The sequence below is a fragment of the Streptomyces shenzhenensis genome (genome assembly GCF_003688995.1).
GTDB classification, from domain to species: Bacteria; Actinomycetota; Actinomycetes; order Streptomycetales; family Streptomycetaceae; genus Streptomyces; species Streptomyces shenzhenensis_A.
On record NZ_PENI01000065.1, the window covers coordinates 1 to 15,002 of the forward strand.

The 15,002-nt window shown below is 69.8% G+C and carries 11 protein-coding genes and 2 pseudogenes; 4 read left to right on the top strand and 9 right to left on the bottom strand.

The features are described 5' to 3' along the window. The 7 genes and pseudogenes from CTZ28_RS45680 to CTZ28_RS45710 form a co-directional block, all read right to left on the bottom strand. A pseudogene (locus CTZ28_RS45680) lies at positions 1 to 275 on the bottom strand (serine/threonine-protein phosphatase); the annotation flags it as partial. Positions 276 to 420: 145 nt separating this feature from the next. Then, positions 421 to 972: a TetR/AcrR family transcriptional regulator gene (locus CTZ28_RS45685; RefSeq protein WP_121895861.1), complete on the bottom strand. Its 552-nt coding sequence runs from the start codon at positions 970 to 972 to the stop codon at positions 421 to 423. Between the two features lie 303 nt (positions 973 to 1,275). Further along, entirely contained in the window at positions 1,276 to 2,811 is a 1,536-nt protein-coding gene (locus CTZ28_RS45690; protein ID WP_121895862.1) for an MFS transporter, read from the bottom strand. 411 nt (positions 2,812 to 3,222) lie between these two features. Continuing rightward, positions 3,223 to 3,968, bottom strand: a pseudogene (locus tag CTZ28_RS45695) (PDR/VanB family oxidoreductase). 4 nt (positions 3,969 to 3,972) lie between these two features. Beyond that, positions 3,973 to 4,992 (bottom strand): RNA polymerase sigma factor, encoded by a 1,020-nt coding sequence (locus CTZ28_RS45700; protein WP_121895863.1) that lies wholly within the window; start codon positions 4,990 to 4,992, stop codon positions 3,973 to 3,975. Continuing rightward, complete coding sequence (gene uvrA, locus CTZ28_RS45705) at positions 4,989 to 7,841, bottom strand: excinuclease ABC subunit UvrA (protein ID WP_121895864.1); 2,853 nt, start codon at positions 7,839 to 7,841, stop codon at positions 4,989 to 4,991. Before uvrA ends, CTZ28_RS45700 begins: the two co-directional genes overlap by 4 nt. Before the next feature lie 105 nt (positions 7,842 to 7,946). Next, positions 7,947 to 8,561, bottom strand: a complete 615-nt coding sequence (locus tag CTZ28_RS45710) for a TetR/AcrR family transcriptional regulator (RefSeq protein WP_121895865.1) — start codon at positions 8,559 to 8,561, stop codon at positions 7,947 to 7,949. A gap of 70 nt (positions 8,562 to 8,631) precedes the next feature. On the opposite strand from CTZ28_RS45710, the gene CTZ28_RS45715 reads away from it, so the two are divergent. The 3 genes from CTZ28_RS45715 to CTZ28_RS45725 all read left to right on the top strand — a co-directional run bounded on the left by CTZ28_RS45715 (position 8,632) and on the right by CTZ28_RS45725 (position 11,455). Further along, positions 8,632 to 9,510, top strand: a complete 879-nt coding sequence (locus CTZ28_RS45715) for an SDR family oxidoreductase (RefSeq protein ID WP_121895866.1) — start codon at positions 8,632 to 8,634, stop codon at positions 9,508 to 9,510. 236 nt (positions 9,511 to 9,746) lie between these two features. Continuing rightward, positions 9,747 to 10,562: a hypothetical protein gene (locus CTZ28_RS45720; protein ID WP_121895867.1), complete on the top strand. Its 816-nt coding sequence runs from the start codon at positions 9,747 to 9,749 to the stop codon at positions 10,560 to 10,562. After that, entirely contained in the window at positions 10,559 to 11,455 is an 897-nt protein-coding gene (locus tag CTZ28_RS45725) for a nickel/cobalt transporter (RefSeq protein ID WP_121895868.1), read from the top strand. The genes CTZ28_RS45720 and CTZ28_RS45725 overlap by 4 nt, the downstream gene beginning before the upstream one ends. Before the next feature lie 48 nt (positions 11,456 to 11,503). Here the strand turns inward: CTZ28_RS45725 and CTZ28_RS45730 are convergent, their stop codons facing one another. Both CTZ28_RS45730 and CTZ28_RS45735 read right to left on the bottom strand, forming a co-directional pair. Beyond that, entirely contained in the window at positions 11,504 to 12,430 is a 927-nt protein-coding gene (locus CTZ28_RS45730) for a UTP--glucose-1-phosphate uridylyltransferase (RefSeq protein ID WP_121895869.1), read from the bottom strand. Between the two features lie 181 nt (positions 12,431 to 12,611). Further along, the gene (locus CTZ28_RS45735) at positions 12,612 to 13,454 is read right to left on the bottom strand and encodes an NAD(P)H-binding protein (protein WP_121895870.1); all 843 of its coding nucleotides are present in this window, start codon (positions 13,452 to 13,454) and stop codon (positions 12,612 to 12,614) included. A gap of 209 nt (positions 13,455 to 13,663) precedes the next feature. Here CTZ28_RS45735 and CTZ28_RS45745 point away from each other — a divergent pair, with 209 nt between their 5' ends. After that, positions 13,664 to 14,869 carry an IS110 family RNA-guided transposase gene (locus CTZ28_RS45745; RefSeq protein ID WP_121895871.1) on the top strand — a complete coding sequence of 402 codons (1,206 nt, stop codon included), beginning with the start codon at positions 13,664 to 13,666 and terminating at the stop codon, positions 14,867 to 14,869. Positions 14,870 to 15,002: the final 133 nt, after the last annotated feature.

The window sequence follows — 15,002 nt, forward strand, 5'->3', positions numbered from 1 at the left end:
TCACGCACGTAACAGACCAGCACGGCGAAGACCGACAGGGCCGCGAGCCCGGTGAGCTGGGCGATGTGGTTCGAGGTGGCCACCCCGCCACTGCGCGCGGCCAGGAACGTCTGGGCACCCAGCGCCAGCGCTCCGATCAGCCCGGTCAGCCGGGGACCGGCGAACGCCGTGGTGATGGCGGGCGCCGCCACGAGCAGCGGGCCGAGACTGACACCGTTCGGGGAATGGACGTCGGCAAGCGTGATCACCACGATCAGGGCAAGTGGAATCACCACCAGCGCATGAGTGGAATGCCACCGCTGCCATACACGGACGAGGTGATACCCGACGTCCATATAACCAATGTGCATGATCCACAGCCACTGTGCATGATCCCTGTGAACCATGTGAAGCGGGGCCGAGCGGCGCCCCGCTTCCCCGTCACTCCTCCTCGGTGGTCCGTCCTTCGGCCAGCTCGGCCAGGCGCTTTCGGAGGGCCGCCTTGACCGACTCGGGCAGCGGCAAGCCGCTGGTTGCCTCCAGCAGCCAGAGCCCGTCGGCCGCGAGCCGCGCGACGAGCAGGTCGATGTCGTACGGCTCGGCAGAGGTGGGGAACGGAGCCCAGCGGGTGATGTGCTCGTCCCAGATGGCGGCGAGCTCCGGGCTCGCGGCGGACTCGACCATGAAGGCGAGTTCGGCCTTGCTGGCCGTGTCCTGGGCGCCGACCCTGGTGTACGCCGTCACGGACTCGCGCACGGTCGCTTCTTCCAGCGGCTTGCCCAGCTCCGCTTCGAGCAACTCCTCCCAGCGCCGGGTCAGATGCTTCTGGATGGCCACGAGAAGCTCGTCCCGCGTACGGAAGTGGTACATCAGGCCGCCCTTGGTGACACCGGCCTCCTCGGCCGCCGACTCCAAGGTGAGGCCGGTGATCCCGTCCCGTTCCGTCACCCGGACCGCGGCATCGAGAATCAGGTTCTTCTGACTCGGTCGCATTTCGTAACTATACCTTCCGGATGGTTCATTTTTTGCCTCAGGAGACGCGGAGGTCGGCCACCGGTGCGTAGGCCGGAGGTTCACGGTGTTCTTCCAGCTCTGCCCGTGCTCTTCTGAGCGGTGCCCGTTCGCCGGCCAGGCGTGTCCGCCCGCACCGCGGGGTGACGGTACCGTCGAGGCGTCGCGGGCCTTGCGTGCCACGCGGGAGCGCATGACGTCCCTCATCCTGCCGTCGCCGAGTGTGTCGACGAGGGTGGCATCGCCCTCCGGGAGGCGCAGTTACCGGATCCGGACGGGGCGGCGTCAGGCAACGGGCTTTGTTTCCGGTTCTGTTGTGGCCGGGTGGTCGAGGAGTCGTGCTGTGACGGCGGCGCCGGCGGTCAGGACGCCGGCGATGAGGAGCAGGGTGACGACGTACCCGTTGTCGAAGGCGGAGCGAGCCGCGTCCACCAGGGCCTCGGCACGGTCTGCGGGAAGCCCCTCGGCTTCGGCCAAGGCCTGCTCCAGACTGTCCTCCGCCGTCGAAGGGGTGCCCTTCGGCAGGCGGACGGTGACGGTGTAGAGCGAGGTCAGCGCGCTGCCCAGGACGGCGACGCCGGAGAGGCTGCCCAGTTCGTAGGAGACCTCCTCGACCGAGGCCGCCATGCCGGCGCGGTGGGCGGGCGCGTTGGCCATGATGGCCGCGGACGCCGCGGTCATGGCCAGACCGGTACCGGCGCCCGCGACGATCAGTCCGGGAACGACCCACAGCTGGCTGTCGGGCCGGATGTGCAGGAGGGGCAGCGCGCCGGGCGTGAGCAGGAGCGTCAGCAGGACGCCTGCCGCCGAGCTGAGGAGGCCCGCGACGATGAGTGGGCGGGGGCCGGTGCTCCAGGCCAGGCTGCCGGCGACGACCCCCGCGGGCAGGCAGCCGACGGCGAAGGCCGCGATCAGGAGCCCGGCGTGCAACGGGGTGAGTCCGACGACCAGTTGCAGTCGCTGCGCCAGGATCAGCTGGATGCCGGCCGTGGCGAACATGGCCATGGCGGCAGCGGCGACGCCGGACAGGATGTGCGGGTGGCGCAGCAGCGCGAAGTCGAGCAGCGGATGGCTCTGTCGGCGCTGCCGGAGCACGAACAGCGTGAACCCCGCCGCCGACACGAGCAGGGCCAGCACGATGTGCGGCGGCTGGGGAGCGGGCTTCACGGCCTCCTTCACCGCGTGGACGAGACCCACCAGGCCGGCCATGACCAGCAGGGACGCAAGGAGATCCCAGGGCTTGTCCGAGCGCTCGGAGTCGCGGGGCGCCAGCACCGCGCCGGCGGCCAGGGCGAGCACGACCACGGGCACGTTGATCAGGAACACCGACCCCCACCAGAAGTAGCGCAGCAGCAGGCCGCCCAGGATCGGCCCGAGCGCCGTGCCGATCACGGACACCGAGCCCCAGAGGCCGATGGCGATGGAGCGTTCACGCTCGTCGTCGAACGTGACCCGGATCAGGGAGAGGGTGGCCGGCATCATCGCGGCGGCGCCCACCGCCAGGAAGGCACGGGCTCCGATCAGCATGCCGGGCGAGGACGCGAGCGCCGCGGCCGCGGAGGCCGCACCGAAGAGGGACAGTCCCACGAGGAACATCCGCTTGTGCCCGACGTGGTCTCCCAGTGTGCCCGCTCCCAGGAGCAGACCCGCCATGACCAGCGGGTACGCGTTGATGATCCACAGCTTCTGCGAGGCGTCGGCGCCCAGGTCCTCCGTCAGCGTCGGCAACGCGGTGTACAGCACCGACATGTCCAGGGTGATCAGCAGCAGCCCGACCGACACGGTCCCGAGCAGCCACCAGCGCCTTGCGCTGCCGTTCATGGTCTTTGTTCCTCCGTTCGTCTCCGGCGCGCCTCCCAGGGCGGGCGCCGGGCAGGCAAGGGTGCGGCCGTCATGTCCGTAGCAAGGGGGTGGTGGCCAGGGAGTCGCACTCCGCAGGCCGGGGAGCGCGGGCAGCGGAGTGCGGAACCGGCCGACGACGAAACTGTACCATCCAGAAGGTATAGTTTCCTGAGGCTCGGTAGCGGACCTTGCAGCACCCACTCGAAGGTGAACGCGTCGGCCCCGTGGGCGGTGCTCGTGGTGTGCGGGGCGCTCATGACGGCGCTTCCTCTCGCGGCTGGTGGTGCTGGTGGTGGGGGTGAAGGTGCGTGGCGAAGAAGGTCTCGATACGGCTCCAGACGTCGGCTGCGGCTTCCGGGCCGGGGACGTCGAGCAGCTCCGGCGCGGTCGTCACCGGGCCGCGGCACCGGTCCACAGGTCGAGGACCAGACGGGGGCCGCGGGAGCGCGAGACGCAGATCATCAACGTCTCGCCGGCCGCGCGCTCCTCCGCGCCGAGCACGGTGTCGCGGTGTTCCGATTCGCCCGCCAGTACGTCCGTCTCGCAGGTGCCGCAGATGCCCTCGCTGCAGGAGGACATGACGTCGACGCCCGCCGCACGGACCGCGGCCAGGACGCTCTGGTGGGGCTCCACCCGTACGGTGACCGCGGAGGCGTCGCACACCACGTCGAAGGACGGTCCTTGGGGACCCACCGGCCGAGGAAGGTGCCCAGGTCGAGGAGCTCGTGCTCGTCCTGGGGGCGGATCCGGGCCCGGGCCCCGTACGGCTGGAGGCGGTCGACGAACGCCATCGACGCACGGCTGCGACCGCCGTACAGCAGACGCCAGTCGGCGCCGGCGGACTCGGCCGCGGCGATCATGGGCAGCAGCGGTGTGACGCCGATGCCGCCGGCCACGAACAGATAGCGCTTGGCGGGGCGCAGGGCGAAGGTGTTGCGGGGGCCTCGCACCCGGATCTCCGTGCCGGGGAGAAAGCTGTCGCCGGTGCGCAGGACTGCGATGTGTCAGCGGTCGAGGTCGGCGGGGTCTCCGCACAGCGAGTAGGTGCGCGCGAGCCCGTTGTCGAGCATCAGCTCGATATGGGCGCCGGGCTCCCAGTCCGGTAGGGGCTTGCCCTCGGGGTGACGGAGCGTCACATCCTCAGTCGGCGTCGAGGTAGTCCCTGAGGGCCTGCGAGCGGGAGGGGTGGCGCAGTTTGGACATCGTCTTGCCCTCGATCTGACGGATCCGCTCACGCGTCACGCCGTAGACCTGCCCTATCTCTTCCAGGGTCCGCTGCCTTCCGTCCGTGAGCCCGTAGCGCAGCGAGATGATGCCGGCCTCACGTGCCGTCATATGGGCGAGCACGGCGAGAAGGGTGTCGCGGAGTACTGCGTGCCGGACCGCTTCCCAGGGGGCCGGAGAATCACTGTCCTCGATCAGATCGCCCAGCTCGCCGGACCCGTCGTCGCCGATCGAGAGGTGCAGGGAAAGTGGCTCTTTCGCGTAGGAATCCATCTCTTGGAGACGTTCGACACTGATTCCGGATTTCTCTGCCACGTCGTCGTCCGACGGTGGAAAACCGGTGTCACGCATCAGCTCCCGGCGCACGCGTGCCACACGGTTCATGATTTCGACGGCGTGCACCGGGACGCGGATGGTCCGCCCCTGGTCGGCGAGGGCGCGGGAGATGGACTGTTTGATCCACCAGGTGGCGTACGTCGAGAACTTGAACCCCTTGGCGTAGTCGAACTTCTCGACTGCCCGGATGAGGCCCGTGTTCCCCTCCTGGATGAGGTCGAGGAAGTCCAGGCCCCGGCCCGCGTACCGCTTGGCGACGGAGACCACCAGGCGCAGGTTCGCTTCGGTGAGATGTTCCTTCGCCCGCCGGCCGTCGGCCGCGAGGGCTGTCCACTCCCACCGGGTGTGTGCGTCGGTCTCCGGCCGCTCCTCCAGGAGGCGCTCGGCGTACAGGCCGGCCTCGATCCGCTTGGCGAGTTCCACTTCCTGTTCCGCGGTGAGCAGACGGACCCGGGAAATGAGCCGGAGGTAGTCCTTCACGGGGTCGACCGTGGCGCCCTCGGTGCGGAGCCGGGCAGGCGGGGCGTCCTCCTCGGGCTCCGGCTCCGTGAACGGGTCCTCGAAGCCCTGCTCCGCCGCTGCCGTGTGTGCCGTGCTCATGCCGACTCCAGCAAGGGGCGAAGGTATCTGCCGGTGTGCGAGTCGGGGTGGGCGGCCACCTGTTCCGGAGTGCCCTGGACGACGGGCCGTCCGCCCCGTGCACCGCCCTCCGGCCCCATGTCGATGAGCCAGTCCGCCGACTTGATGACGTCGAGGTTGTGCTCGATGACCACGACCGTGTTCCCTCCGTCGACGAGTCGCTGCAATGCCAGCAGGAGCTTCTCGACGTCCGCGACGTGGAGGCCGGTCGTGGGTTCGTCGAGCACATAGAGGCTGCGGCCGCGGGTGCGGCGCTGGAGTTCGGCGGCGAGCTTCACCCGCTGGGCCTCGCCGCCGGACAGGGTCGTGGCGGGCTGGCCCAGCCGGATGTAGCCGAGTCCGATGGCGTCGAGCCCGCGCAGCTGGCGGGAGATGATCTGGTGCCCCTCGAAGAAACGGAGTCCCTCTGCGACGGTCATCCCGAGCACGTCCGCGATCGACCTGCCCTTGTAGTGGATCTCCAGCGTCTCGCGGTTGTACTGGGCTCCCCGGCATGTCTCGCAGGGGACGTACACATCGGGCAGGAAGTTCATCTCCACCCGGACCGTGCCGTCCCCGTAACAGCTCTCGCAGCGGCCGCCCTTGACGTTGAAGGAGAACCTGCCGGGCCGGTAGCCGCGCACCTTCGCTTCCGGTGTCTGCGCGAACAGGGCGCGTACCTGCTCGAACAGGCCGGTGTACGTGGCCGGGTTGGAGCGGGGGCTGCGGCCGATCGGCGTCTGGTCCACCTGGACGACCTTGTCGATGTGTTCGCTTCCGGTGAGGGCGCGGTGCCGGCCGGGAGCGGCGTGAGCGCGGTGCAACTGCCGTGCGAGCGACGTATAGAGGATGTCGTTGACCAGGGTGGACTTACCCGACCCGGACACCCCGGTGACGCCTGTCAGCAGTCCGATGGGGAAGGACACCGTCACCTGCCGGAGGTTGTTCGCGGCGGCGTCGTGCACGGTGAGCACGCGGTCGGGGTGCCGGGTTCGTCGCCGGGCCGGCAACGGTATCGCGCGGCGGCCGGCGAGGTAGGCGGCGGTGACGGAGCCGGGGTGGCCGAGCAGTTCCGGGACCGTGCCCGAGAAGAGGACGTGGCCGCCCTGGGCGCCGGCGCCCGGTCCGATGTCCACGACCCAGTCGGCCGCCCGCAGCGTCTCCTCGTCGTGCTCGACGACGATCACCGAATTCCCGCGGTCCCGCAGGCGCTTGAGCGTGCCGAGGAGCCGCCCGTTGTCGCGCGGGTGCAGCCCGATGGAGGGCTCGTCCAGCACGTAGAGCACCCCGGTCAGGCCGGCGCCGATCTGCGTGGCCAGCCGGATCCGCTGGGCCTCGCCGCCCGAGAGGGTGGCCGCAGGCCGGTCGAGCGACAGATAGTCGAGGCCCACGTCGAGGAGGAAGCGCAGCCGCCCGGTGATCTCGCCGAGTACGGAGGCGGCGATGCGCTGTTCGCTGTCCGTGAGCCGCAAGTCGGCGACGAAGTCCGCGAGTTCCTCCAGCCTCAGGCCGGCCGTCTGCGCGATGCTCCGGCCGCCGACCGTGACGGCCAGGACGTGCGGCGCGAGGCGCGCGCCCGCGCAGGCCCGGCAGGGCACCTCGCGCAGGTACCCGGCGAACCGCCCGCCGCCTGCGGTGTCGGCCTGCGCGGCCTCGGCGTGGCGTCGCTCGATGTGCGGGACGACGCCCTCGAAGCGGGTGAGATGCGAACGCCCGCGGCCGAACCGGTTGCGGTACGACACATGAAGACGGTGCTCGCTGCCGTGCAGCACCGTCTCGCGCACGTCAGCGGGCAGGTCCCGCCACGGGGTGGCCGTGCTGAAGCCGAGTTCGGCGGCGAGCGCGTCCAGCAGGTGCCCGAAGTAGGCTGCACCGCTGGTGTTGCTCCACGGTGCGATGGCTCCCTCGGCGAGAGACCTGCTGTCGTCGGGAACGACCAGGGCGACGTCGACCTCGGTGCGGGTGCCGAGCCCTGTGCAGACGGGGCAGGCGCCCCAGGGGGCGTTGAACGAGAACAGCCGCGGCTCCAGCGCGTCGAGGCGCACCTCGTGGGAGCGGGGGCAGGCCAGTGTCTCCGACAGGACGAGTTCTCTGCGCGGGTCGTCCTCGGCCCGGTCCACGAAGTCCACCTTCACCACGCCGCCCGCCAGCCCGAGGGCCGTCTCCACGGACTCCGTCAGCCGCTGGTGTATGCCCGCCTTCACGGCGAGACGGTCCACGACCGCGTCCACGCGGTGCTTCTTGCGCCCGTCCAACGCCGGCACCGCCGTCACCGAGCAGGTTTCTCCGTCCACCCGCACCCGGCTGAACCCGTCGGCGCTCAACTGCCTGAACAGGTCGCGGTGTTCGCCCTTGCGGTCCCGTACGAGGGGGGCCAGCACCTGGAAACGTGTGCCCTCGTCCTCGCCCAGCAACATGTCGACGATGCGCTGCGGGGTCTGCCGGCGGACCGGCTCACCGCACTCGGGGCAGTGCGGACGGCCGATGCGCGCGTACAGCAGGCGGAGGTGGTCGTACACCTCGGTGATGGTGCCGACGGTGGAGCGCGGGTTCCGGCCCGTGGTCCTCTGGTCGATGGCGATCGCCGGGGACAGACCCTCGATCGCGTCCACGTCCGGCTTGTCGAGCTGCCCCAGGAACTGGCGGGCGTACGCGGAAAGGGACTCGACATAGCGCCGCTGACCTTCCGCGAAGATGGTGTCGAACGCGAGACTCGACTTCCCTGATCCGGACACTCCGGTGAAGACAACCAACGCATCGCGTGGAAAATCAACCGACACATCTCGAAGATTGTGCTGGCGTGCGCCTTTGACGACGAGTCGACCCATCATTCACTCGACGATACCAGCGCGAAATTGCCTTACCGGGCCCCCAGAACGCACCTATTTATTGTGACGAGCTTCACGCTTGACAAGGATTTCACGGGTGTGAGCAATTCAGAACTTGCGTCTATTCGAAGAGTGTGAGCAACGAACACCGTGCGTCGCTGCGGACTTGATGATCATTTCGAGGAGTTGGTCGCCGGTGACGTGCCATTTCTCGATGTCGAGGTGGCCGCCGTTCTCCATGCCGATGATGCCGTGCACGCTTGTCAGCAGCATCGCGCCGACTGGCCGGGCGCGTCCCGGATCGCCGATGGCCTCCGTGACGATCGAGAGGAACTGGTCGTGCGTGCGTGACACCGCGGCGATCGCGTCGGACAGTTCGCCGGACGGCGCACCGAACATCAGCGCGTACGTGTGCGGGCGCCGCCGGCCGACCCGCATCAGCCCGGCCAGTGCGCGCTCCAGGCGGTCAGTCGGCGACAGGTGTTCCTCCGTGATCAGCGCATCGAGTTCCCCGCCCACCTCCGCCCAGCTCTTGGCCGCGACCGCGGAGAGCAGGTGCTCCTTGTCCGGGAAGTGTCCGTAGGGGGCGCCGCGGGACACGCCGGCCCGGGCGCCCACCGCGCGCAGGGTCACCGCGTCGGGTCCGCCCTCGTCGAGCAGTTCGGCCGCGGCGTCGACCAGCGCATGCCGCGTCGCTGCGGCGCTCTCCACTCTGCTGACCATGGATCCATGCTACGTGACGGTGTCACATGGCTCAGTTGACAATGTCATGTGAACTGCTACCTTGCTTCATATGACAACGTCACAAGAACGTCCTGAGCTGATTCTGATCACCGGCGCGTCGACCGGCATGGGCGCCGCGGCCGCCCGCGAGCTCGCCCACCGCGGCTACCACGTCCTCGCGGGCGTCCGGCGCCAGTCCGACGCCGACGCGCTGCGCACTGCGCAGCTGGAGCCGGTGATGCTGGACATCACCGATCCCGGGCAGATCGCGGCGGCCGCTCGCCGTATCGCCGACGACCCGGCAGGGCGGCCGCTGCGCGCCGTGATCAACAACGCCGGCATCGCCATCAACGCGCCGGTCGAGGTGCTGACGATGGACGAGTGGCGGCGGCAGTTCGAGGTGAACTTCTTTGGCCATGTCGCGGTCACCAAGGCCGTCCTGCCCTCGTTGCACGCCAGTTCCGGCCGGGTGGTGAACATCAGCTCCGTCGGAGGAAAGGTCGCGATGCCGACCTACGGCGCCTACGCCGGCGCGAAGTTCGCCATGGAGGCGATGAGCGACTCCCTGCGGCGCGAGCTCGCGCCCCACGGCGTGCAGGTCGTGGTCGTCGAACCCGGTGGTGTGCAGACCGAGATGACCGGACACGGCATCGAGCGGGCGCGCGACACCATCGCCGCACTCTCACCGGCCCAGCGCGGCCGCTACGGCGGGCTGCTGCAGGCGATCATCAACCAGGCGGCCGCGTTCACCAAGTCGGGGCTGCCCGCCGAGGCCGCCGGCCGGGTGATCGCCGACGCCGCGACCGTGCGCCGACCGCGCACCCGCTACACCATCGGCCGCGACGCGGCCCTGCTCACCCGCCTGCAGCGGATCCTGCCCGACAAGGCGCTCGACCGCGTCCTCGCCGCCAACCTCCGCCCCCACTTCCCGAAGGAGCAGAACGCCTGACACCCCCGACCGCACACCGCTTGCGCGAGCGGTCGGCAAGACACTCCGGCGTCCATCAGCCGGCTGCCGCGGGGTGACCGACGGCGTGACGGAAAGGCCGGCCGGCAGCCGAGCCCGCAAGTTCATCTGCTCTCCACGTGATCGTCCGGAAAATGTCCGGCCAGTTGTACAAAGTGCCGTTTCGGCGCTGTGTCATCGAGCGCCGGACCTCACAGCCCGTACGAAAGAACCGCACCGTGTCCCTGCAGATCCTGGCCCGTTCGCGCGCTCCGGTCCGGCCGTCGCCGGGCACCTTGCTGGCAGGGGTGACACTGGCGGTGTCCGCCGCCTTCGTGGGGCCCGCTCCCTCTGCGGCCGCGCACCCGTTCGGTCCGCCGTCCACCGCCGAGGTCAGCGTCCAGGGTTCCCGTGTTCTGCTCGCCTGGAACACCGACAAGCTGGACTGGGTGACGCTCGGCCAGTCACTCGGGGCTTTCAACGGCCAGGGCCGGGGGAGTTCCCCGGGGGCGTCGTTCGAGCAGAGGCTGCGGCAGTCACCGGCTGTTCGGGCCTACCTGCTGAAGCACATCTCGGTGGGTCAGGCCGGCCGGCCCTGCCGGGGGACAGTGGCCGGGGAGATGAAGGACTTCCTCGGCCGAGGAGCTCAACTGGCCTTCGTCTGCCCGGCCCCGGTGGTCGAGGTGGACGTCACGATCAGCGCCCTCACGGACCTTCACCCGGCGTACCGGACCATGCTCACCTCGGACGGCCCGGCCGAGCCGCAGCAGACGCTGTTCACCTCTGCCCGGCCGACCACACACATACGGTTCACGGCCTCGGGCGGAAGCGTTCGCGGGACGGTCGTGGCCTTCTCCGTCGGTACGTTCGTCGCCGCCCTGGCCATCGGCGGGTGGGCCTGGCGGCGATCGCGCCGCCGTACGGCCGCCCGCGCCGACGGCGCCACCGTCGCGGGACCGGGCTTCCCCGCTGTGTCCACGGCAGCCCCGGGCGACCCAGGTACGGAAGCCGTGACGACCGCCGACACCGGTTCAGGTACCAGGAGCAGCGCATGACAGGCATCGGAAGCCTCGACAACCACCTGATAGCCCTCTTCGACGGGAACGCGTTCTTCTGGGTCGCCTTGATCGTCGCGCTCGGCGTCGGCGCCGCTCATGCCGTCGCTCCCGGCCACGGCAAGAGCATCACCGCCGCATACCTGGTGGGAACGCGGGGACGTTACAAGGACGCGGTACGCCTCGGCGTGATCGTTGCCACGATGCACACCTTCTCGGTGTTGGTGCTCGCGCTGCTGTGGGTGGGCGTCAGCAGCACGGCGATCAGCACGAAGACCGCCACCGCGTGGATGCAGGCCGCGGCGGGAGCGGTCGTCGCGATCGTGGGAGTGGGCCTGGTCTACCGGCAGTTGCGCCGCCGTGGGCATGCCCACGGCCACAGCCACTCTCATGAGCCTCACCACGAGCACGAGCACGCCCACGCTCACGGGCACTCCCACGAACACCACGGCCACGAGACCGCTTCGCAGGAGGCCGATGCCCACGCCCGCCTGCACGCGGAGCAGTTGGTCGATCCATGGTCCCGCCAGGGCCTGCTGGCACTGGCGTTCTCGGGCGGACTGCTGCCGTCGCCGTCGGCGTTCCTGATCTTCGTCAGCGGTCTGCTCACGGGTCGTGCGCTGGGCGCCCTGGCCATCGTGATCACGTTCGGTGTCGGGATGGCGCTGACCCTCACGGGTGTCGGCGTGGCCACCATCCGTGGTTTTGCCCTCCTGGAGAAGCAGTTCCGTGGCCGGACGGCCGCTGCCAGGTTCAGGGCCTGGACCCCGCTGCTGGCCGGTCTGGCGGTGGTGACGGCGGGCTGTCTCTACGTCTTTGCCGCGGTTTCCACTCTGCGGGACGACGGGGACGACGACTTGGTACCTGCCTCCAGCCCGGCGACGCTGCCGTAGCCCGCTGCGACCCGGCGCTGCCGGGGGCGGCCCGAGTACGGGAGCGGCTCAGGCGGTGCTGTCGGGCGTGGAGTTGTCGAGCCGGTGGACCAGGTTGCGCAGGACGGGCCCGTACTTGGGGTGGGCCAGCGCGTGTGCCATCTGGGCCACGAGGTAGTCGGCCGGATTGCCGGTGTCGTACCAGGTGCCGCGGATGACTTGCCCGTAGACCGCGCGGCTCGCGGCGTAGGCGTTGATCGCGTCGGTCAGATAGACCTCGCCCACCGGCCCGCCCTTGTCCCGGGCCTCGTACCAGCGGCGGGTCTGCTCACGCAGTTCGTCCACGATGCCCGGGGTGATGACATAGCCGCCGATGGCCGCGTACTCCGATGGCGCGTCGGCCGGCTCGGGCTTCTCCACCAGCCCGGTGATCCGCAGCTGTCCGCCGCCCAGATCCTCCTTGACGATCGGCACGCCGTAGCGCTGGGAGTCATCACGGTCCATCGGCAGCAGGGCCAGCACCGGACAGCCGGTCTGCTCGTACGCGCGGATCAGCTGCTGGGCGCGCGGCACCTCGGCGACGAACACGTCGTCAGGCCACAGGACGAGGACGGGCTCGTCGCCGAAGGAACGCGCGGCGTTCAGCACGGGGGTGCCATTGCCGTACGGGCCGTGCTGGTCGAGGTAGGTGATGTGGCCGCTACGGGCGAGTTCGACGACCTCCTCCACCGCGTCCGCGTACGCTGTCTTGCCGTCGGCGCGCAGTTGGTCCACGAGGCCCGGGTTCGGCCGAAAGTGGTCCTGGATCAGGGACTTGCCGCTGCTCACGACAATGGTGATGTCGGTGATTCCGGAGTCCACGAGCTCCCGCACCGTGTGCTCGATGACCGGCTTGTCGCCGACCGGAAGCATTTCCTTGGGGATCGCCTTGGTCAGGGGCAGCAGACGGGAGCCGAGTCCGGCGGGGATGACGGCCCTGCGGATCGTCGGGGGCATCAGGTCTCTCTCGATCGGTCGGCGCGCCGTGCCGGCCGACGCGGCGCATCCCGCGACGCTACCAATGCTCCCGAGCGGCAGGCGCGGAGGTGCGGTGGATCCCGCCGAGGACGGCAACAGCAGGATCAGGGCGCCATGTTGATGATCTGCGAGCCCTTGGAGAGCCGGCTGCTGTCGTGGCCTACCGCGTCCACTCGTACGCGTGATCAGAGACGAATGCGGCGAAGGTGCGCGGCGGGCGGCCGGTCAGTTCGAGCACGGTGGTGCTGACCCGGTCCTCGTGTCCTTCCTTGATGCCGCGCTCGACGGCGGCGAGAGCGGCGGCGAAGCCGGCCGGCATGCCAGAGGCACGGTAGGCGGCAGCCTGTTCCTCCTCCGTGATGCGCTTCACTCGAACCTGTCGGCGGGTCTGCGCGGTGATGATCTGCGCGGCCTGCGGGTAGCTCATCCCGCACGCCCCGGTGATCAGGTAGTCGCTCCGGGCGTCCGCCCCCGGGTCGGCCAGCAGTGCGGCGGCGCAGGCCGCGATGTCCCGTGCGTCGACCCAGCCGAGCCTGCCGTCACCGGCCGCGGTGCGGATCTCACCGAGTCGATGGATGCGCTCGGCCAGTGGGTGCGGGCGCAGGAAGTTCTGCATGAAACCGGACGCGCGGAGCACGACGCCTCCGGGCCGAGCCCGGACCTGAGCGGACATCTCCAGTGCGCTGGGCGCGTTCGGCAGCGCAATGGCGGAGCCGAGCAGCACGAGACGCCGAACACCGGCACGCTGCGCCCGGTGCAGGAAGGGCTCGACCAGCGGCAGCGGGTCCACACTCGCCACCGGCGGCAGCAGGAAGACCCGGTCCGTCCCGTCGAGCGCAGGTGCAAATGTGGTCGGGTCGCTCCAGTCGAAGCGGATCGCATCAGGACCGGCCGCGGCCGGGTCACGGCCGGCCACCCGGGCCCGCACACCGGCGTCGCGGAGCTCCCGCACCAGCGCCTTCCCGGTCTTTCCGGTGCCCCCGGTCACCAGCACTCCGGACATCAGGCGTCCCTAAGAATGTGAGTGGTCCGGGAGGACCGGGTGTGGCTGATCGGGTGTTGCCCTTGATGGCTCGGAAGGAATGGCCGCCCGGTCCTCCGGGACGCTCCGACCACTGATTGAGAACTGCGGTCATCGCTGGTTAGGGACCTGTCGGCGGGGTGTTCTTCGGACCATGGAGTGCTGGTCACGAGGGATACGGAGCGGCGGGCTTGAGCACGTCTGACACGCGGATATGGGTCGGCATCGATGCCGGCAAGGGGCACCACTGGGCGGTGGCGGTCGACGCCGACGGCGAGACGCTGTTCTCGACGAAGGTGATCAACGACGAGGCCCAGATCCTCACCTTGATCGAGACCGCCCGCGAGCGAGCCGACGAGGTGCGGTGGGCGGTGGACATCTCCGGCCGCGCTTCCACCCTGCTGCTGGCCCTGCTGGTCTCCCACGCCCAACAGGTGGTCTACGTGCCCGGCCGGACGGTCAACCGCATGTCCGGCGCCTACCGGGGAGAGGGCAAGACCGACGCCCGCGATGCCCGGGTCATCGCCGACCAGGCCCGCATGCGGCCGAAGGACTTCGCCCCGCTGGACACGCCTCCGGAGCTGGTCACCACATTGCGGGTGTTGACTAACTACCGGGCCGACCTGATCGCCGACCGGGTTAGGCTGATCAACCGGCTCCGTGATCTGCTGGTGGGCATCTGTCCCGCTCTGGAGCGGGCCTTCGACTACTCCGCGGCCAAGGGCCCGGTGGTGATGCTGACGGAGTACCAGACTCCGGCCGCTCTTCGCCGGATCGGTGTCAAGCGTCTGACGACCTGGCTGGAGCGGCGCAAGGTCCGAGGCGCCGACGCGGTCGCTGCGAAGGCGGTGGAGGCGGCTCAGGCCCAGCAGATCGCGCTGCCTGGCGAGAAGCGGGCCGCGAAGCTGGTCTGCGACCTCGCCCACCAGCTCCTGGCCCTGGACGAACGGATCAAGGACAACGACCGCGAGATCCGTGAGACCTTCCGCACCGACGAACGAGCCGAGATCATCGAGTCCATGCCCGGCATGGGCCCCATCCTCGGCGCCGAGTTCGTCGCCATCGTCGGCGACCTGTCCGGCTACCGCGACGCCGACCGTCTGGCCTCCCACGCCGGCCTGGCCCCGGTCGCCCGGGACTCCGGCCGTCGCACCAACAACTACCACCGGCCCAAGCGCTACAACAGACGTCTGCGGCACGTCTTCTGCCTGGCCGCCCAGACCGCCATGATGCGGCCCGGTCCGTCCCGCGACTACTACCTGAAGAAGCGGGCCGAGGGCTTGCTGCACACCCAGGCCCTGCTCTCGCTCGCCCGACGCCGGGTCGACGTGCTCTGGGCGATGCTGCGTGACAAGAGGCTGTTCACCTCCGCCCCACCGGTCACGCAGACGGCTTGACACGATCTGTGAGTCTTTACCTGGCTGGTCCGGGACCGGCTGGCAGGGTTGACGTCGGTCGCCTCGTCGCTGTCGTGACTCGTGACAACAATGGCCCCGCAGGTGCCTTACTAATGAACTGTCCAACAGCGGC